The organism is Lachnospiraceae bacterium GAM79 (assembly GCA_020735665.1).
Taxonomy (GTDB): Bacteria; Bacillota; Clostridia; order Lachnospirales; family Lachnospiraceae; genus Coprococcus.
This window is the reverse complement of record CP085928.1, coordinates 2,556,995-2,578,298: the sequence shown is the minus strand read 5'-3', so window position 1 is coordinate 2,578,298 and position 21,304 is coordinate 2,556,995. Positions and strand designations below refer to the sequence as shown.

Here is a 21,304-nt window from a genome sequence, read left to right as displayed (position 1 = left end):
AAAAAGTTACATACCTTCTGTCATTATATAGATATAGTCCAATATTTTCAAGGGATTTTTGCTTGTTCTCATAGCTTGTTCTCGTGGAATTGTTCTTATAGAATGCAAAATATTTTTTTCTTGCATTTTCTACCAATTGTGTATATAGTATCCATGATAAATTGCGTATATAAACCGAGGGATAAATAAATGAGTGAACAAGAACAGACCCATTCTTCCTTCCATCTGAAAAATGGAACAGACAAGTCAGGCAGACTTCCCATCTCCGAACAATACCTGCAGGAAAAAGAGCTTCCGAATCAGACCGAAGACATCAATACCAAAGGCATGACCGAGACTGCTATCCTGCGGTTAAAATCAACACAGGAACTATCAACAAACAAGACAAATAGTATCACAGGCTCAAGCTACAGTATCACAGCCTCCTATCAGGATATGATCAAAGATCAGCAGGCATCCCTGTCCAGACAGAGGAAAACGACACATACCTTCAAAGTTATGAAGATAACCATTATCGTTGTTCTGATCCTCACAGCAGCATTTGTCTCAATCTATTTCGTTATGACCCATCTTCCTGAAAAACGGGATGAACGGACAGTTGAAGAAAAACTGTGCGATTCCCTATGGACAGTAGAGGATCAGGGGAACTTTACCTTCTCAGAAGATATGACCGTCACCGAAAAAGGGCAGACGACACGGACAGGAACCTATGAGATAAATGATCAGAACGTTCTTATTATGACTTTCAGGGACGAAATCATAAGCTACTTAATAGAATATGACAGCGATGGAAATATGCGCTGGGTTCACAGCTATAATGGCTTTGAAGATGTAATCTATCCGACATCTATCCCAAAAACCAAATAGATATATGTAGTAGACAGATTCAGCTATCAGCATATTTTTCACCCTCAAATTTTATTTGAAAAAGATTAAACCGCCTTCATCCCTTTATTTATCAGGGTTGAAGGCGGTTTTTATCAACACATTTTGTCCTATAGCTTCGGTTTTTATCTCTAAAATTCATCCAGCTCGATAATCTCGAATGCCTTGCCTTCCGGCTCATTCTTAAATACCATGTGTTCTCCTGTCACAGGATGTTCAAATTCCAGCCTGGATGCATGAAGACCGATCTGTTTATAAGATTTTTTTGTCTTCCGGAACTTAGGATTGTACTTTGTATCACCCCAAATGCCTGCTTTTTTACCAGCCATCTGAACACGGATCTGATGTGTTCTGCCTGTGATAAGATTGATCAGCACATAGCTTAAGATTCCATCATCTGTCTCCATGACATCTAACACTTCATAATCAAGCTCTGCTAATTTTGCTCCCGGTGTATCTTTATCCACAATCCTTGTGACATTGGTCTGGTTATCATGAATCAGATAATTCGTAATCGTTCCGGCATCATTCGGAAGTTCACCTGTTAAGATCGCCTGATAATATTTGACCATCTCACCATCTTCGCTCTGTTTAGACAATTTTGCCGCAGCTTCTTTATTCTTTGCAAATAACATAATGCCGCCAACCGGTCGATCCAATCTGTGGATCGGTGCCAGATACGGTTCCTCTGTCCGATGCTCTTTCTCAAAGATACGGAGCTTCAACATACTGACCATATTTTCAGAATTCTTCTTATCCGGCTGTGATGGCAGTCCGTACGGCTTCACAGCAACCAATATATCATTATCTTCATATAATACTTCTATCTTCATCTGTTATCTCCTTATCAGAACCTCTTACAATCCAAAGCCCTGATACGCTCTCTCCTGCCTGAATAATTTCTGTCTCACTACATTCTGAATCTGTATCCTACGCCCCATACAGTCTCGATATACTGTGGCTTAGATGTATCAAATTCAATCTTCTCGCGAATCTTCTTAATATGAACCGTTACGGTCGCTATATCCCCGATACTCTCCATATTCCAAATCTTATTGAACAGTTCATCCTTTGAAAATACTTTATTCGGATTGCTTGCAAGGAAGGTCAAAAGATCAAATTCCTTATTTGTAAATACCTTCTCTTCGCCATCCACATAGACACGACGATCAGTTTTATCGATCTTCAAACCACGAATCTCGATCACATCATTCTGCAATGCAGTTGAACCGATCAATCTCTCATATCTGGAGATATGTGCTTTTACTCTGGCAACCAGTTCGCTTGGACTGAAGGGTTTTGTTACATAATCATCAACACCAAGTCCCAATCCACGAATCTTATCAATATCATTCTTCTTCGCTGTTACCATGATGATCGGAATATCCTTCTTCTCACGAATCTGACGACAGATTTCAAATCCATCCAGATCCGGCAGCATCAGATCAAGCAGGATCAGACTGTAGTCATTCTCCAGTGCCTTATCCAGACCCTTTGCTCCGTTTGTCTCTATTTCGACTTCAAAATCATTTAACTCCAGATAATCTCTCTCCAGTTCTGCAATACTAAGTTCATCTTCAATTATCAATATTCTGCTCATCTTTATTTTCCTCCTTGATGTACTTCTTCAATGTGAAATAGATCGTTGTACCCTCGCCTTTCGTACTGGTTGCCCAGATCTTTCCACCATGTTCTTCCACGATCTTCTTACAGATAGCAAGTCCCAGTCCGCTTCCGCCTCTGGAACGTCTTGCATTGTCTGCACGATAGGTTCGGTCAAATATATGCGGCAGGCTCTCTTTATCAATACCCCGTCCATCATCATTGATCGATACCTTGATCATCTTCTCACTTTCCTCTATAGAAATGTCAATATGACCTTCCTCTTTGTCTGTATACTTGATTGCATTCGTAACAACGTTGTTGATAACTCGCTTCAACTGATCCGGATCAACGACAACCTTTACATCTTCTGCACAATAGTTATTATAAGTAAGAGTCATATTATGTGACAACAGATCTGCCCGAACCTCTTCCATACAATCATTAAAATAATCCTTAACTGATACCCTGTGGAATTCATATGGTATCGCATTGTTCGTAATATTTGTATAGAGCGACAGCTCATTAATCAACGCATCCAATTCATTTGCCTTATTATAGATCATCTTCAGATAGCGATCCTGTTTCTCCGGCGTATCTGCCACACCATCCATCAGACCTTCGACATAACCTTTGATCGTCGTGATCGGCGTTTTCAGATCATGGGAAATATTACTGATCAACTCTCTGTTCTCTTCCTCATACTGCATCTTAAGCTCAACAGACTCATTCAAACGTACCCTCATGTCATTAAATGACCGGCATAACTCTCCGATCTCATCTTTTCTGCTGCTGCTCACGTCGACCGGGCTGTTCAAATTTCCTGTACCGATCTCCTCTGCTGCCTCTTTTAATCGTACCAACGGTCGAATAAACTGTGTATATACCAGCGCTAACAATGCCGTCGTCAACACAAGCATGATCAAAAACATCATAAAAATGAAACCCACAAGTGCACTCTTAAACTGGCTGACATAATTACCATAGTAGGTAACCAGAAAAACGCTGATCGGTTTTCCGTCAATCTGATAATCAATCTCATTACACAGATATGCTTGCGGGGTAGTCAACATATATTCATAGGTTTTTCCATTCTCTCCAAATGAGTATGAACCTTGTGCCCCCATATCTTCCACACTGACTTCCGATAAATTGTTATCCTGATCAATGTCTCTTTCACCATTTGTATAAATGGTTCTTTTAGTAAGTAACGAGGATTCCAGTTCCTCTATATCTTTCTGTATTCCGGAATATACAAATTCTCCGTTCAGATAGACGAGAACCGATGTCCTGTAATTTCCAGCTTTCTGATTCAAACTTTCAAAATATTTTTTATCATAAAATTTATTGGGATTTGTCTGCAGATCTTCCTGTACCTCCGACATGATAATCGACAGATTTCTATAGGTCTCCTTGATCGGATCACTAATGGAATATAATGACTGTATACTATATCCATCTCCAAACATTTCTGACAGATAACTTCGTCCGATCACAATCGTTCCTATCACCATGATCAACACGATAAAAATCCAAACCGAAACCAATGCCCATTTAACTTTTTTAATGATCTTCATATGTTTTCCTTTATAAAAAATTTTCAATACCCATCTCGTAATCTTTCTGATTACTCGATGTCTTTTCCTTCGCAATGCTCATCTCGTAATCTTTCTGATTACTCGATGTCCGTGCTTCGCACTATAGAATAAAAACTACATAGACCTCATTGTAAGCAAGCTTACATTCGGTCTATGTACTTTTTATTCTGCATTGCTCGGCTTACGCTCATTATATCATGCTTTTGCAGCCTCTTATATGAAGTTTTTATAAAGAAAACGAATGATAGATGGATCTGCATACATTGTTACTTATTTTTCTTGCCAAAGAAATGTTTTTTCTTTTTTCCGGTAGTTTCTGCTGCCGCAATCTCCCGTCTGGTCTGCTGCATTTCCCGGATCACGGTATCCAGTCTTCGGTACCGCTCCTCAGCCCGCTCGTCCTGTTCTCTCATAATGACATCCATCTGCTTTGCTATCTGCTCGGTTGTCTCCGCTGTCACTGCCTGACTGATTGGCTTAATATTCTCCTTTATGGAATTTCCAACGATCTTTGACATCACGGACTGGAACTGAACCAGCTTGAAATCCACGATCCTTGCCTGATCGTCATCCACATCTTCACCGATCTGTGTTACCGTATTCACTAACTCCGAGGTAAAATCTGCCTCTACCTCTTTGGATGCATCCTCTGCCGGAACACCATTTTCCAAAATATCATACATTTTCTGCACCAGTTCATGTATTGCCTTAAGCTGAATTCCGCGATCCTTCAATTCCTTTATCTTCTTTAAAATGCGGATATCCTGCTCATCATAATATCGATGTCCCATATCATTCCGCTTGATCCGCATATCAAGTTCCTCTTCCCAATACCTTAATACATGAGGCTCCACATCAACCAGCTTTGCCGCTTCCTTTATCAGATATTTATTTCCCATTTATATGTACCCTCCTGCTTTATTTTCGGACAGTCAGACCCAGCCTGTCCATTACACAAAATAATTCTACATTTATCTTCCCATCTCTACAATTCATATCGTAGGCATTATTCCTACAGAATTCTACAAGATTTTCGCCATATTTTTTTCACATAAAAAGCAGCCCATTTAGCTGCCCGTAATGCATAGACTGCCCCTGCAATAACTTACTGCGGTTTCTGTTCGCTTCATATGCCTGATTTTTAAATATTCTTGCGTCAACTCGCTCTTTGAGCTCGAACGGGCGCTCGTATTTACCGGCAATATGCATCTCACAACGAAATCCTCGCACATATTATTGCAGGGGCAGTCTATGCATTACGGGCAGCTAAATGGGCTGCTTTCTATTCTTAATTATTTATTTTTACAATTTTAAAATCTCCATCTGCATTTTTTCGAAAATAGATGTTTTTATAATTTGAACCAATAAGATAAGAATCGCCATCTCTGCCCTGTCGCAGGTTAGCCAGAGAATCTTCATTCACGGCTTCAAGAATATCCTTTGTAAAAATATCTTCTGCCGGAATCGCCATAAGCTCATCTATATTTCCGATCGACTGTCCGCTTCCAAGCTCCTGCGGATAATTCATAATCTCTGATAAGGCCTGCATATCCTTATTCTGAATGATCGTTATAACCTGTCCGGCAAACTCTTCGGCTGCTGCCTCTGTACTTTTCTTTACATCGGCACGCTCCGTATAATGATTCTCAAATATCAGATTTGACAAAATCTCCTCTAACACAGAATCTTCCGCCGTAACATATACATACAGACTGTAATGAATATTTTCATCGCTCCAGAATACCACTCTTCCGGGATCCAGCTTATAATAGGTCGCATTATAACTTCCTACAGAAGTTACAACCATATTTCCGTCACCATTATTCTGAACACCGGCCAGATCAAATTCATTATGAACTGCCGATCCCCGAAATTGACACTGAAGTCCATTATATTTAAAATTCACAACAGCGATCTCTGTGTCTTTTATCTCGTAAGTTACATCTTTGATCATATCATTTTGTGAAACATCAATGACCATTCCCAACGGAATAAACGCCGAAGAATCTTCTACCGATCCATTCGTTATCGCCTCTGTTGTTCCTTCCGTCTGTGTCTCCTCCTTTTTGCAGGACACACAGGCACACATACATATACATATTAAAGATATCGCAAATAGTTTTTTAATAATCGTGTGCACGATCGTCCTCCCTAGTGGCAGCCCTTCTGTTTACATTTATACTGCATATTAGGATCTGTCGGATCCCATGTATGCCATGATGGAAGCTTATATGCAGTTGGCTTTGGAAATGGATCTCTGCCGCTTTCATTAATGATCGTTACCTTTGTTCCGACACTGCAGTGATCATAAATCCACTTTGCATCTCCTGCTGTCAGTCTTACACATCCATGTGAACATGTTGTGCCAAGCTTATTATAAGCATTTACGCTAAGTGCATTGTTATTATTTACATCGTTGTAGTATACCGAATGGAACAGATAGCCTTCGTAGATACCACTGCACCACTGCCCCCAGCATGGTCCCATCAGTTCATGCCATCTGTAACGGCTCTGTGTATGGAATGTACCAAGTGGTGTGCTCACACCGGTAGAACATATAAAAGCACGTACCGGAATAATATATCCATTCTTTCCATCCTTTGCATATACAGTTACAACATTGGTTTTCTTATTAATGATGATCTCATAAGCATCCTGATCTCCGATGACATCATCTACTTCGACTGCACGCTTACCATTAGAACAGAAATAGAACTTATATCCACCGACATACGCCCATTTCTTTCTATACATAACACCATCTTTACCAAAATAGTAATATGCATCACCAATCTTCTTATATCCGGTCTGTGCTGTACCATTGCTGTTCATATAATAAGTCTTGCCGGATATCGTCACCAGACCTGATTGTGTTACCAACGTTCCGTTTGAACGGAATACATACACCTTATTATTGATCTTATGTGATCCGGTATAGGCTTTTCCGCTCTTACCAAAATAGTACTTGCCCTTCGATGTCTTAATCCAGGAACTCTTTATCATGCTTGCTGATTTATTAAAGTAATAGTAGCTACTATTTACCTTCCTTACTTCACCTGCTGCAGCCTTACCTGTCTTTCCAAGGTAATACTTCTTTCCCTTATATTTTACAAATTTGCTTTTCTGCAGGACACCTTTTTTACTGAAATAATATTTCTTTCCACTGATCTTCACAAGTCCTGTTTCAGCCTTGCCATCCTTGCCAAAGTAATACTTTCTTTTCTCAACCGTCTTCCATTTCTTTGTCAGCATCCTTCCCTTGCTGTCAAAGAAATATCTGGAATTTCCTATCTTCTTATATCCTGTATAAGCTGCACAGGTCTTCTTGCTGAAATAATACTTCTTACCTTTTATCTGCTGCCATCCAGTAACAGCTGCACCCGGATGCTTCTTGTCACTTGAAGAATGATAGTACAGCTTACCATTTACCTTCACAAGACCATACACAAGATTACCCTTCTTATCGAAAGAATAATAATATTTCTTGCCATTACTGTCCTTGATCGCTACATGACTTCCCGTCTTTGCAACACCGTTTACATAGTATTTTCTACCATCAGGCTCTTTTACCCAGCCATTCTTTGGAGCTTCCGTTGTCGGTTCTTCTGTTGTTGGCGCTTCTGTCGTCGAACTGTCTGCGCCCGGGATCTGTCCATCTGTCATGATCTCGATATCATAACTCTTCTGATCCTTATTCTGCAAAGTTGCAGCATCCAGATTTAGCCCGATCATTCCTACTGTACAGACTGCAAATAATGCAGTCAGAATTAAGCCTTTTCCTATTTTTCTCATAATCTCTCCTCAATTAATTTATTCTGGAATATTTTCTATTACATTGCTGTCTTCGTATGCCAAGCACCAGACCGATCTCGATCATGGTACATAGGATCGCCGAACCACCCGAACTGATAAACGGAAGGGATACACCCGTATTCGGGAAAAAGTTCACAGCAACACATACATTAACTATAATCTGAAAGATAATATGAAGCATAACTCCTATTACAACTACGCTTCCATATAGATTCTTCGATTCTCTTACAACAATAAACATCTGATACAACAGATAGCCGAACATCAGGAACATAATGATCGCTCCAACCAATCCCAACTCCTCACAGATGATCGCAAAGATCATATCATTCTGTGCTTCCGGAATATTACTCAGCTTCTGTGTACCATTTCCAAGCCCCTTTCCAAGTAAGCCGCCGCTTCCGATGGCATATAAGGACTGCAATGGCTGATAACCAAGTGAGCCGGCATAACGCTCCGGGTCGATCCATCCGAAGAAACGCTGGATCTGATACGGATACTTATCCATCTCACTTTCAAGCGGCATTGTTGCCTTCAACCATATGATCAATATAATCACAGCGACAATACCAAACACTCCGACTCCGATATGCAGGGATGGATTCTTACCTACGATAAAGGTCAGAACAAATACCATCAATAATAAGATCAGACAGCTACTCAGGTTTGAAGAAATGGCAAGAATCAGTCCTGCCTGAAATGCAATAAACAGCCACAGCTTAAATATCCTAAGAAACTTATGCATTTCTTTCCAGTATTTGCTGACATAATATGCCATAAAGATAATCATACATACCTTTGTAGCATCGGCAACCTGTAACTGGATTATTCCAAGATTCAACCATCTGGTCGCACCGCCGGATGTTATACCAAGTGGCGTTTTTAAAGCAAAGATCAAAACGATCGATAAACCATACATCAAAGGTCCGACCTTCTTAAATGCCTTATACGGAATCACGCTTACCACTCCGGCAGCCACCATTCCCAAAATAATCATTTTCAACTGTTTCTTAAAATAAAATGCCGAATCATAATTCGTAGCACTGCTTATAGATGATGTATAACTGGACGCGCTGAAGATCATGACCAGACCGAACGCCATAAGGAAAATAACCGCTACAATGATCTTGATCTCTACTCCGGGAGTAAATTCACTTTCCATCTGCTGTACTGTATTCCCCGTATTCTGATTGGACATTGTTCTCTTGCTGACTGACTCCATGTGTCCACTGTTCCTTTCTACATACTTCGGCATAAAAAGCGTCTGCAACTCTTAATTCAGAATACAGCCGCTTTTTATCTGTACTATTTTCCGATCTTTATTCTATAGTAAATACATACTTCTCTATCAATCGGTTTGTATCAATCTCATATATGTATAACGTAGCTGCTCCCTTGATCGCCTGTGAGGAATCAATGCTCATCCACGTTGTATATCTGTCTTTCACTTCACCAAATGTAACTTCATTGCTCTTTGTTCCATCTGAATATACAACGTAACCTTTCAGGTTCATTGTTACATCATTCTCTGTTAAAAACATCGTATGGATATAGATCGTTTTATCAGATGAAGCTGAATCATTCTTACTCTTATAATCTTCCTTGTCATCATTTACAAATGACTCAATAAACCAGCCTGTCAGTGCTGTATAATCATCATCTGCTGAGTCATAACCTGCCTGACGAAGATCACAGATGTAATTCATAGTAGTCTCATCGTTACTGTCAAAATGATCCTTGATGTATTTAGACTTTGCTTTGTTGATCTTTTTAGTCATATCCTTGGTCGTAACCTGACTATACATCTCTACTGCTGCCTTATAATCTTTTCCATCACTCAAAAGCTTTGCCCATTTGATTCGCACAGCGTCTATATCTGCTGTACAGTCCTTATAGGAAGAATCGACCTGACCATATGTCTCGATCGCTTTTGAATAATCCTGCTGTGATACATACTGTTCTGCCAGTAAGCACAGACACTCATTTGCTTTATCTGCATAATCATTATATTCTGACTTTACAAATAAATCTTTTGCATTAATATAATCGCCTGCTGCCATCTTGTCAACCGCATCATTATAATAACATTCCTTAATTTTTTCGGCTGCATCCTGATAGTCACCGGCTGCGGTAAATGCCTGAATGGCCTCATCGTACTTCTTCTCACCTTCCAATGCACAACCATTCATATAAGAACATTCTTTTACCTTATCGGCTGCACCATTTACATCTCCTGCTTTCTCATAATAATCTGCTGCTTCTGTGTAATTTGCCTCACCATACAGCTTTTCGGCCTGACTAAAGTAGCTCTCTTTCTCCTTCTGAGCAGCCCCCTCATAGTTAAGACCTGCTGCCTTTCTGTAATTATCTGCAGCTTCAACAAAGTTTCCGGCTGCAAACAGATTCTCTGCGTATTCAAAATATGCTCCACCATTTACCTTGGTCTTAGAATCTTTGATCGGCTTTGCTTTATTATAAAGGTCAATTGCCTCATCTACTTTACCATTCTTTAAAGCATCCTCAGCTTTATTATAATTCATGAACTTAGGAACAAATATTGCTGCAGCTCCACCACCTGCAAGAACGATCACGATAAGAATAACGATCAGAGCGATCTTGCCGCCCTTGCCCTTCTTTTCCTTTGAAGCATTCTGCTCTTTCGGTGGCTTAGGTGCTTTCTGTGGCTTTGGCTGCTTTGGAGCCTTTTCCTTCTTCTTGTTCTTTTTCTTATCCTCACCATTCGGCCCCGGCATCGGCTGACCGTTTGGTCCCATCATTGGACGTCCCGGCATCGGCTGACCGTTTGGTCCCATCACCGGACGTCCCGGCATCGGCTGACCGTTTGGTCCCATCATTGGACGTCCCTGCATTGGCTGATTGTTCACTCCCATTGGTCTGTTCTGGAATGATGGAATTCCATTTGGTGCCGATCCCTTTAACATATCGGAATTCAGAACCGTTGTTCCTTCTTCATCTTCATCAACAGAGGTCTCTTTTTCCAGATCAACTGCTTTTAAAACAGTAGTCCCTTCTTCTTCCATATCATCTGTATCAATGACATCTGCACTTTCTTTATCTGCAGCATCGGATAGATTCTTTTCTATATCTGATGCCTGTTTCATCACATCTGCTGTCTCGGCTTTATCGTCTGCTGTTGTAGAAACATCTTCGATCGTACCGGCATCCGTAATACCTGCCGGATTCATATCCTCTACTTTCTTTCCACAGACAGGACAGATTTTCACCTCTGGCGCAATCTCACACCCACAATTGTCACAAAACATATTCCGCTCCTCCTAATTCATTTTAAATAAAAATTCTTCATTTGAAAGCCGGATACTACTGTTATCCGGAATAACGATCTCCACATTGCTATAGACCATATCACCATTCAAATATGTATGATTCGTGGAATTATTATCTCGAAGATAATAAATACCATTTATATTTGTAATATAAGCATGCCTCCTGCTTACGGATTTATTATCCGTGATCTTAAAATCGACACCCTGATCTGCTTTTCCTATACAAAATGCCTGCTTATTAATATAAATCTGTTCACCGGTTTTTTCCCGAATCAGTACCGGTATTTTTCCGATTTTCTCTGTTACATTCGTAAGAACAACTGTCTCATCTTCCTCCGGATCAATCCTGTTCGTCTGTCTAGTCTCTGACAGTCTTCCAATCTCTTCGTTTCTCCGTCGGGCTTCCTTCTCCTGTTTTTCAGCTTCTTTATAATTTCTTCTTGCTTCATATTCTGCACGCATCCTTGCTTCTTCTGCACGCATTTCTTCTTCCCTGGCAGCTCTTACTTCCTCTGCCAATCGTTCAGATTCCGCTGATGCTTTTCTGAATTCTTCCTCCGCTTTCTTAGCTGCTGTCTCAGCACGCAACTTCGCCTCTTCATATTCTTTTCTTACAGCATCATCTGGCTGCTCCTGCACCTGACAGGCATACAGAACTGCTGTCTGCGATTGATCCCGATATTCTTTTTCTGCTTTCTGCCGATTGATTTCTGCCTGTATTCTTGCAGCTTCTGCCAACATACGCATCTCTTCTGCTGTTTTTGCAACCTTTGCCTGCTGTTTTGCATAAGCTGTCAGTCTCTTGGCTTCGCTCTCTGCCTGCATTCTCGCAATATCTGCATTTCTTGCAGCTTCCTCCGCTATCAGAATCGCTGATTCTGTCTTCGCTGAATTCGCTGCTTTCTCTTTATTTTCTGAAGACACATGCTCACCTATCAGAAGCAATTGACTCTTTAAACGTAATTCCTTTACAAACAAATTAAATTGTATTACATTGAATTCCTTCTGACTATTCAGATAATCAATGATCTGATTGGCACACTCAAGCGCAGATGTGTGTGCATACGTCATCTTGTTTAACAGACAACGGATAAATGCATCCGGTCCTTCCATTGGTTCTACCTTTTCAAACGGAAGATAGATTAATTGTATACTGAAATCACTCAATCTCACATACATATACTTCAGATCGAATACAACTTTTTCTAACTTCAATCCATTATGTACCATGGAAACCAGCTGTCTGCTGATACTATACAGATATTCAACCAGTTCATCCCTGAATACCGGCTTCTGTGCAAGCTGATCCAGTGTCAGATCTCCTGAAATATTGAATTCCAGAACACGATCACCTTTCACAAACACTTCTCTGCATGTATTAGAATTTCCCGCAAAAGGCACATTATATATTTTTATCTCATTTTGATCTACCTGTATGGTTTCATCTAATTTGTAATTAATTCGTTGTTCCTTGTTTCTTTGCGTCATAAACCCTCCTATAAGAGTCACCAAATAAAAAAATGAACAAACTCCCGAAAATATTATATCAAACCACCCTATAAAAGTAAACCAGGAGAACTTTGTGCAAACTAAAAAAGAGACTGGACCATTCCAATCTCTTTAAAAGAGGCGCGAGCCGGATTTGAACCGGCGATGACGGTGTTGCAGACCGGGGCCTTACCACTTGGCTATCGCGCCATTTATTCAATTAGCTTTCGCTAAGCTCCCCGAGTAGGGCTCGAACCTACAACCCCTCGGTTAACAGCCGAGTGCTCTACCATTGAGCTATCGAGGAATACCACTGTCAAAATTCTAATATCTGCTTCCGTTCACGATCTGCTTTCAACTGATGACTTAATAATTCAGATAGAATACGCAGAAGGAGGGATTTGAACCCTCGCGCCGCGCAAACGGCCTACACCCTTAGCAGGGGCGCCTCTTCAGCCACTTGAGTACTTCTGCAAAATGCCTAAATGAAATGTTCCCACCAGGGATATTAAATTTTGACGCTAGTACATGATATCAAAGGATATTGGGTTTGTCAAGAACTTTTTATTTAATATCCATATATAAATACCACACATATGCAGCTTTATATAATGACTTACCAACCTTTACCTCCGGAATAACATAAATCGCAGTAGATCTTCCTACGATACAATTATTATATTCATATTTTCCGGTATTTGGACCAACAACAGCTACTTTTTTCCATAATGGCTTTGCCGCTTTAATGTCATTACAAGCATAAATATAATAACGCTTTGCATTTGTAACCTTATTCCACCTTACGGTAACCGTTGTCTCGTCTGTTCTCTGGATACTGATCTTTGCCTGAGGAATCACTACCTTGTAGTCTGACCATCTTCCGTAGCATTTTTTATTGTTGATCTTAACATAGCTTCTTACACGAACCTTAAATCCCTTTCCCTTCACCGCAGGGATATCAAATCTTACTTTTGTCTTCTTAGTATTAAATGTTTTCAGTTTTTTATTCTTTAAAGAATAAATTTGAACCTGATATCCTGACGGTTCATATTTGTCACGGGCAGATTTATTCCATCCGACCATAACTTTATTGCTGACAGTCGGATACCATGTATAATTATTTCTCTTAAAAGATGCTACTTTGCATGGTTTTCCCGGCGCAGCATAGAGGTCGTACGCTTCCGCATGACCACCCTTTGCGAGGAATCCGGATGTTGATTGTCGAACCGGTGTGATACGAACTGTATTCACAGAACCTACCTTTACTTTTACCTTTGCACTGGTCTTCTTTACCGTTGCTATCTTTTTATCGTTAACATATAAGATATATCTGTTTGCACCTCGAACACTTCCCCATTTAAAAGAGATTGCATTCGGGGATGTCTTTGTCTCTTTTATAGATGATGTGAATATCTTAGATGCACTTGGAGCTGTTACGACTTCCACTTTATCAGACATCGTTCCCGATGTGATATTTCCCTCACTGTCCTTATATACTGCCTCTATTGATACATAATATGTACTTCCTGCTGTAAGATTACTGATTTTTTTCTTTGTATCATTATAGACATCGCATTCGCTTCCCTTTGTTGTCCTTACAAAAGTAACACCATCTGTCGATATGTATACATTATAACCATACGCACCTTCTGCCTTTTTCCAGCTTACCATAACTGTATTCTCGCCGGCAGCCGTCTGCTTGATCTCTGTTACATCATTTTCAGCATGTGCAACCATAGTCAGATTACAAAAAAAACAGACCGCAATAACAGTCATTATAATCATCCTTATAATTGATATTTTCTTTGTTTTCATTTAAATCATTTCCTTTTTGTTAAAATTATATTACAAAAATATCAAATTTTATATTTATAGTCAATATCTTTTTTTATATAAAAAACTTCTACAGGTTCAAATGCATTCTTTACAAATATACATTTTACCCCATAGAAGTCCTTTACTGCACAAGAAATGTTATCTGTACAAATTACATATTCCCATGACTTTTATAGTTCTTAATTCAATGATTAACGCATATTAATTCAAATATCCATATATCGTCCACGTTGGAGCCGGCTTATATGTCTTTCCTTTTACTTTTACAGTTGGAATAACATAAAATCCAACATATCTCTGTCTTGTAAGATTGCTTACTTCACAGGAAGTTGTACCTGCCCCTACCTCTTTTACCTTATAGAACGCCGGCTTCTCTGCCTTCATATCCTTACAGGCATATACAGTATAACCTGTTGCATTCTTGATAGAGTTCCAGTTAAGTTTTACTGTGTGGTATCCGGTTCTTGTCATCTTGAAACCGGGCTGTGGAATGATTACCTTCCAGTCTGACTTTGTTCCATAGAATTTCTTTTTATTCAACTTGACATAACCGGTAACTCTGCATTTGAAGCCTTTGTTTCTGATGGATTTCATACCGGTGAATTTTTTATATAATGTATGACCATTCTTGATATCATACACCTTTATCTTCTTGCCCTCTAAAGAATAAATCTCCAAACGATATCCTGATGAATAATACTTATCTTTCTTGCTTCTGTTCCATCCAATCGTTATCTGATTACTTTCTGTTGGTTTCCAGATGTAATTTCCTAACTTATAATCCCCCAGTTTTGTTGGTTTTCCGGGTGTTGTAAAGACATATAGCCCTTTTCCCTGTGATATCGCATTCTTTTTATTAAATTTCTTTACTGCATACACATAATATATATTTGCAGAGCCTGTCTTTAATTTTTTGATAGTAACAGAAGTCTTTGTTGTCTTTGCAATGATCTTTGTTCTCGAACTGTTTACGATATAATACTTATTCGCACCACTTACCTTTTTCCATGATAATGTTGCAGTCTTTGCTGTTGCCTTTGTCTGTTTCAGACCTGTAACTACATTCGGAGATGTAAATACCTGCAATGTACCTGCCTGATTCTCATCTGTTGCATATGTACCATTTACAATAAATACGGGAACAACTTTTACTGTATAAACAGTTGCTGCTTTCAAACCTGATATTGTTACACTGTTTGATCTGCTGTCTAGCTGTGAGACCTCTGTCCGACCATATGGTCGCTGCCATACACCATCACTGCCTGCATAGTATACTAAATATCCGGATGCATTCGTTACCTCGTTATAAGAGATTGCTACTTCTGATGCAGATACTCCTGTCTGCTTAAGTCCTGTCACTCCGCCATCTGCAAATGCCGTAATACTCATTGCAAATAACATGATTGACATGACTGCAACCAATAGAAATGATCTTTTTACTACTCTTTGTCCCATAAAATACTCTCCTCTATTTTTTTGATGCACAAAATACCTATATAAAATGTACCCTGTAATTTCAGAGTACTCGTTTTTATTTATTTTGTCAATTTGGTGTTTTATTTTTGTTAATTATGCACAAAACCATGTCTCGCCTGAAAAATAAATACACCGGAGAAACCATATCGCAAAAAACTATGATTCCTCCGGTGTTTTAAATTTTACCAGATACTTTTATGATTGTTAAAGTAATATTTTTAATAATACTTGCTCATATATGTATATGTTTACCAAGTTGCATCTGCCTTATATGACTTCTTACCAATTTTGTTTATTAAAGACGTACATAACTATATATGTTACTTACAACCTTCTTCTTTCCATTCTTACCAACATATCTTAACTGTACATAATACTTCTGACCCTTCTTCAGTTTCTTCTTATTATACTTTGTAATTGTATAGCTTGATTTCTTGGAACTTACAGTTGCAACCTTTTTGTAACCTTTCTTTTCTTTAGTTGAAATGTAAATTCGATATTCTGATACCCCACTTACCTTTTTCCACTTCAACGTAATTTTCTTACCATTTTTACTTCTTCTTGCTGTAACGTCCTTACTGCAAGCATTATAATCATAATTTGACCATGGACCATATGTTTTCTTTCCATTAATTTCAACATATGCTCTTACTCTTGCCTTTGTAAATGCACCTACAGGATATGTTGTTAAACGAGCACTTGTAGAGGTTGTTGTAGCTTTATAATATTTTTTCTTTCCATTTAAGCTAGTAATTTCATACTGATATCCATCTGCTTTCTCGCAAGATGTCCAACCATAATAACATACCTTAATATTATCGTATAAGTCTGTTATTGCTACTCTGGTTACTTTCTTTGGAACTGTCTTCATATAAGAAGATTCTGATTCATCGCCTACAGCCTCATATCCATTTACATTTTTTACAGCTGCCACATAATACCTGATCTCACTGGAAGGATCTAATCCACTAATTGTAGCAGAATTTGTATTTGAAGTTGCGATTGTCTTATACTCATAGTTTTCCCATATGAGTATCCGATAATATGATGCACCTGCTACTGGATCCCATTCCATAGATATAGAATTCTTTGTTGCTCCTGTCTGTCTCAGGTTCTGTACCTCTGAAGGATTTGTACTGACTAACTGCTTCTGTGATACAGCTACAAGATTGCCATCTTTGCTACTATTTGTTGAATGAAAATCTTTATTATATACTGATATTCTTACATAATAAGATGAGCCTTCTGTCAAGCCATAAATTGTTTCATTAGAATTATATGCTGTAGGATTACAATACATGTGTTACAACTGAATATAAAAAAAGCAGAGATGCTTCTTTTGTGTTATATTTTAGTCACCACAACAAAAAAACAAAAAAGGAGTTCTCTGCTATGGCTACTATAACACAAGATATGCGGTATCGTCTATCCTTAATCAAATACGCTGAAAGGTTTGGTGTCACCAAAGCTGCTATCAAATATAAAACCAACCGTCAATACATTTATCGTTGGAAACGACGTTATGATGGTTCTATTGAGTCCCTTCGTGACCGCTCTCGCAGACCCCATCATCATCCAAACCAACATACCCCTGAAGAGATCAAGCTGATCTTTGATATGCGCAGACGCAATCCCAATGCCGGTCTTGTTGTCTTTTGGGTTAAACTCAAGCAGCGTGGTTACTCCCGTTCCATCCCTGGACTATACAGATTTCTCCGTAAGCAGGGAATTATGGCAGTTCATCCGCCAAATCCTAAATATATTCCAAAGCCTTACGAACAGATGGATTATCCGGGACAACGCATACAGGTTGATGTAAAATTTGTTCCTTCTGCATGCCTCAAAAACCCCAAGGTCATCGGCAAACAATTCTTTCAGTATACTGCCATTGACGAGTATTCCAGATGGCGTTTCGTAGAGGCTTTTGAAGAACACAACACGTATTCTTCTGCTATGTTTATAGAGCATCTGGTGAAAGCCTTTCCGTTACCCATTCAATGTATCCAAACTGATAATGGAGCAGAATTTACAAATCGTTTTACCACTCACCGTGATAAACCCACACTATTTCAGGTGCATCTGAAGCAGCATGGGATTCGCCATAAAGTTATACGACCCTTTACACCACGACATAACGGGAAAGTTGAAAGAAGCCACCGAAAGGATAATGAGCGTTTTTATGCAACTCATACTTTTTATTCTTTTGAGGACTTTGCCAAACAGTTGAAAGTGTATAATCGCAGGGATTATAACAACTTTCCTATGCGTCCATTAGGATGGAAATCTCCAAATCAGGTACTAAAGGATTATCTGGCATCTGTGTAACATATGTTTGACAAACCTACATAAATTGTTTCATTAGAATTATATGCATAATCCTGCATTGCCCAGTTTACACCATCATAACTCATTTCCACATGATAATGAATATTCTGACCAAGGTATGTTTGCCATGTAATATCTACCCTGCTACTGCTTGAACCTGTCTGCTGAATATTCATATTTGTCTCAGTTGCTGCCATAGATGTAATGCTCATCGCAAACAGCATAATACTTGTAATTGCCAGTAAAATTAGTGATTTACTGAATACTCTCTTCTTTTCCATAGAACTCTCCTTTTTTCTTGTTTAAAACCTTTTGCATCAACTGATTCAGCCCAAGAATCAGCCTATAATAATAATTTACAATATATTTGATCTCGTGTCAATTTGATGTGATTAGTGAATACTGCCAATTTTATTTATGCAGTTTGTACACATTTACACAGATTTTAAATACATCTTGCATATACTTTATATAAGTGTATATATTTAAAATAATTTATTTTATACAGTATTTTTTACTAAACGATTTATTTTTCGTACGAGATCAACTGATTGATTGCATCCTCTCCTTCCTGATAGAATACCTTGATTGAATCGCCCTGCTGAATGAAGATCAGACTTTCATTTTCTGCAAAATCCTGTTTATAGACATTTCCATTTTCATCTGTAATATAGACATAGGTACTGTCTTCCAGATTAATGTATTTGATATCTTTGACAGTGATCTGCTTGTTCGGAAGATCATCGGACAGATCTTTACCCGTCTTTAGTCCATTCTGTGCCAGCAGTTTATTATAAGATGCCAGTGTTTCTCTCTGTGTATTTCCGGTTGCTACGATGTTGTATTTCTCGACATCAACCAGTGCATACATTTTGACAAGGCCACCGTTATCTTTTAATACCATAATATAAGTAGGAATACCGCCAATATTTATCAATGAAGGGAAGGATGCTTTATATCCAAGGTGCTGTACCTGTCCTTCTGCGGATGCCATTGCCGAGTGTTCTTCTGCACCAGCAATCGAATAATATTTGCTTTCTCCGGTACGAAGATTGATCATAACAAAACCGATATTAGATTCATCTCCATTTACGGAAGTTACACCTGTGTATACCCACACATCTCCGTTCATTACCTTATAACCATAGTCATCTGTTGTCGTTTTACATCCCTTGTTGCCAAATACGCTGTTCCAGTAACCACCGGATAATTTTCCGTACCAGTCATATTTTTTACATGCCAGATCTCCGTCATAGACACGGTCTACCCATTTTGGTACATCACCGACTTCATAATATTCAGTATCACCGGTACATGGATCACAGATTACTACGCCCTTTACATCCTTTGCACCGAACAAACCTGCATTTGATGTAAGTAACGGACAGATATAATATGGATTTCCGTTATCATCCAATTCCAGATAAAAGCCTTCAAACATAGCCGTCGGATATGCCATCTGCACATGACGATAAAGATTCTGATTGAAATATGCAGAAGGTGAATAGATCATTGGTTTTTCAAGCTTTACATATTTTGCTTCATTCTTTACCGGATCGACGAGTACATATCCCGGTATACCGCTCTTTTTATTATTCATATATTTGATGAATCCGGCATATTCCAGAGCTGCTACCTTCATCGGACTTCCATTATAATCGATCGTACTGTAGTCACTGCTTACTTCGTACTGGCTGACCACATCAGATAAAGAACCGATCGCACGTTCACCTATGATAACCGCTGTATCTGTATCCATCAGAGCTATGTCATTGATCTCTTTGCTTTCAACGATATCTTTCTCAAAATTTCCATCTTCAATCCGGATCAGACCCGCATATTTGGAAGCTGCAAATAATTTGGATGATCCGATCCATCCAACAAGTGCTGCCAGGATCATGATTCCGATCACAATACCAAATATCTTCGTCAGTTTTGGTGATACAGGCATATCATCCATCTGTTCTGCCTTTAAATTCAGTGTACAAATAAAAAGTGCAACAACTGTTACAATCATCCATATCCAGAATTCAACACTGTGAAGATTGATTGTCGGCGTTAATACATAATATAATACTGCTTCTATTATGATGATTGCTGCCAACATGATAAAATTCCATTTACCAAATTTTCTGCCGGATTGGTCTGCATCATAATAACTTTCTTTTTTCTTTTTGTTCTTACCCATATCCATCACTCTCCTCTTTAATCGAAAAAATGCGCCAGGAACATCCCAGCGCATCTCTCTTAAACATTTACTATTTAAATGGCTTTGAACATCACAATGCTATTGTAACCTGATGCACATAATTATGTATAGCTGTGAATATCCCTATTATAATTCTTTAATATATCAATTTTGATATAATAGAACGAAAACAGCTTTATTCTATATTATTATTCCTGCTGTTTCAGATAATCTGCAACCGCTGTTTCGTACAGATTATTTCCTTTGCTGTCAATTACAACAATAACAGGAAGATTTTCTACTGTCATCTTACGGATGGCTTCTGTTCCCAGATCATCATATGCAACGACTTCTGATTTCTTGATACATTTGGAAAGGAGTGCACCTGCACCGCCTACCGCAGCAAAATATACTGCCTTGTTTTCTACGATGGCATCAATAACTGCCTGACTTCTCTTTCCTTTTCCGATCATTCCATTCAAACCTTTTGAAAGAATGAGTGGTGTGTATTTGTCCATACGACTGCTGGTTGTTGGTCCTGCCGATCCGATGACCTGTCCTTCTCTTGCAGGTGTTGGTCCCAGGTAATAGATTACATTTCCTTCCAACTTAATTGGAAGCTTTGATTCATCATTTTCATTCTCGATCAATGTATCATACATTCTCTTATGTGCAGCATCTCTGGCACTATAAATCACACCTGATATATATACATAATCTCCTGCATGAAGTTCTTCTACCTGTTTTTTATCAAATGGTGCTGTAATATGCTTATCCATTTTTCTCAT

17 protein-coding genes and 3 tRNA genes are annotated in these 21,304 nt (G+C 38.8%); 2 read left to right on the top strand and 18 right to left on the bottom strand.

Annotation, left to right across the window (positions count from 1 at the left end; translation table 11 throughout):
* Positions 1 to 189: 189 nt before the first annotated feature.
* Positions 190 to 867: a hypothetical protein gene (locus LK416_11535; GenBank protein ID UEA74275.1), complete on the top strand. Its 678-nt coding sequence runs from the start codon at positions 190 to 192 to the stop codon at positions 865 to 867.
* 149 nt (positions 868 to 1,016) lie between these two features.
* Here LK416_11535 and LK416_11530 read toward each other — a convergent pair whose 3' ends face one another.
* From LK416_11530 to LK416_11460, 15 genes are all read right to left on the bottom strand, one after another.
* Positions 1,017 to 1,718, bottom strand: a complete 702-nt coding sequence (locus tag LK416_11530) for an RluA family pseudouridine synthase (GenBank protein ID UEA74274.1) — start codon at positions 1,716 to 1,718, stop codon at positions 1,017 to 1,019.
* Positions 1,719 to 1,795: 77 nt separating this feature from the next.
* A complete protein-coding gene (locus tag LK416_11525; GenBank protein UEA74273.1) occupies positions 1,796 to 2,485 on the bottom strand; it encodes a response regulator transcription factor in 690 nt (229 codons plus the stop codon).
* Positions 2,463 to 4,064: a HAMP domain-containing histidine kinase gene (locus LK416_11520; protein ID UEA74272.1), complete on the bottom strand. Its 1,602-nt coding sequence runs from the start codon at positions 4,062 to 4,064 to the stop codon at positions 2,463 to 2,465. Before LK416_11520 ends, LK416_11525 begins: the two co-directional genes overlap by 23 nt.
* Positions 4,065 to 4,351: 287 nt before the next feature.
* Entirely contained in the window at positions 4,352 to 4,984 is a 633-nt protein-coding gene (locus LK416_11515) for a helix-turn-helix domain-containing protein (protein UEA74271.1), read from the bottom strand.
* Between the two features lie 389 nt (positions 4,985 to 5,373).
* Positions 5,374 to 6,225 (bottom strand): hypothetical protein, encoded by an 852-nt coding sequence (locus LK416_11510; protein UEA74270.1) that lies wholly within the window; start codon positions 6,223 to 6,225, stop codon positions 5,374 to 5,376.
* Between the two features lie 11 nt (positions 6,226 to 6,236).
* The gene (locus LK416_11505) at positions 6,237 to 7,877 is read right to left on the bottom strand and encodes a L,D-transpeptidase family protein (protein ID UEA74269.1); all 1,641 of its coding nucleotides are present in this window, start codon (positions 7,875 to 7,877) and stop codon (positions 6,237 to 6,239) included.
* 13 nt (positions 7,878 to 7,890) lie between these two features.
* The gene (locus tag LK416_11500; GenBank protein ID UEA74268.1) at positions 7,891 to 9,153 is read right to left on the bottom strand and encodes an FtsW/RodA/SpoVE family cell cycle protein; all 1,263 of its coding nucleotides are present in this window, start codon (positions 9,151 to 9,153) and stop codon (positions 7,891 to 7,893) included.
* 64 nt (positions 9,154 to 9,217) lie between these two features.
* Positions 9,218 to 11,182 (bottom strand): DUF4366 domain-containing protein, encoded by a 1,965-nt coding sequence (locus LK416_11495; protein UEA74267.1) that lies wholly within the window; start codon positions 11,180 to 11,182, stop codon positions 9,218 to 9,220.
* Between the two features lie 12 nt (positions 11,183 to 11,194).
* Positions 11,195 to 12,691: an FHA domain-containing protein gene (locus LK416_11490; GenBank protein ID UEA74266.1), complete on the bottom strand. Its 1,497-nt coding sequence runs from the start codon at positions 12,689 to 12,691 to the stop codon at positions 11,195 to 11,197.
* Between the two features lie 139 nt (positions 12,692 to 12,830).
* Positions 12,831 to 12,901, bottom strand: a tRNA-Cys gene (locus LK416_11485).
* A 25-nt stretch (positions 12,902 to 12,926) separates the two neighbouring features.
* Positions 12,927 to 12,998: transfer RNA gene (locus tag LK416_11480), tRNA-Asn, on the bottom strand.
* 79 nt (positions 12,999 to 13,077) lie between these two features.
* Positions 13,078 to 13,165: transfer RNA gene (locus LK416_11475), tRNA-Ser, on the bottom strand.
* Positions 13,166 to 13,255: 90 nt separating this feature from the next.
* A complete protein-coding gene (locus LK416_11470; GenBank protein ID UEA74265.1) occupies positions 13,256 to 14,506 on the bottom strand; it encodes a fibronectin type III domain-containing protein in 1,251 nt (416 codons plus the stop codon).
* 222 nt (positions 14,507 to 14,728) lie between these two features.
* Positions 14,729 to 15,982, bottom strand: coding sequence for a fibronectin type III domain-containing protein (locus tag LK416_11465; protein UEA74264.1), 1,254 nt, complete (start codon positions 15,980 to 15,982; stop codon positions 14,729 to 14,731).
* A 316-nt stretch (positions 15,983 to 16,298) separates the two neighbouring features.
* Positions 16,299 to 17,303 (bottom strand): fibronectin type III domain-containing protein, encoded by a 1,005-nt coding sequence (locus LK416_11460; GenBank protein ID UEA74263.1) that lies wholly within the window; start codon positions 17,301 to 17,303, stop codon positions 16,299 to 16,301.
* A gap of 92 nt (positions 17,304 to 17,395) precedes the next feature.
* Here LK416_11460 and LK416_11455 point away from each other — a divergent pair, with 92 nt between their 5' ends.
* Positions 17,396 to 18,328 carry a DDE-type integrase/transposase/recombinase gene (locus LK416_11455; GenBank protein UEA74262.1) on the top strand — a complete coding sequence of 311 codons (933 nt, stop codon included), beginning with the start codon at positions 17,396 to 17,398 and terminating at the stop codon, positions 18,326 to 18,328.
* On the opposite strand, the gene LK416_11450 is transcribed toward LK416_11455, so the two are convergent.
* From LK416_11450 to LK416_11440, 3 genes are all read right to left on the bottom strand, one after another.
* Positions 18,310 to 18,609 (bottom strand): hypothetical protein, encoded by a 300-nt coding sequence (locus tag LK416_11450; protein ID UEA74261.1) that lies wholly within the window; start codon positions 18,607 to 18,609, stop codon positions 18,310 to 18,312. The genes LK416_11455 and LK416_11450 overlap by 19 nt on opposite strands.
* A 245-nt stretch (positions 18,610 to 18,854) precedes the next feature.
* A complete protein-coding gene (locus tag LK416_11445) occupies positions 18,855 to 20,516 on the bottom strand; it encodes a hypothetical protein (protein ID UEA74260.1) in 1,662 nt (553 codons plus the stop codon).
* Positions 20,517 to 20,725: 209 nt separating this feature from the next.
* Positions 20,726 to 21,295 (bottom strand): Fe-S-containing hydro-lyase, encoded by a 570-nt coding sequence (locus tag LK416_11440; protein ID UEA74259.1) that lies wholly within the window; start codon positions 21,293 to 21,295, stop codon positions 20,726 to 20,728.
* Positions 21,296 to 21,304 lie beyond the last annotated feature (9 nt).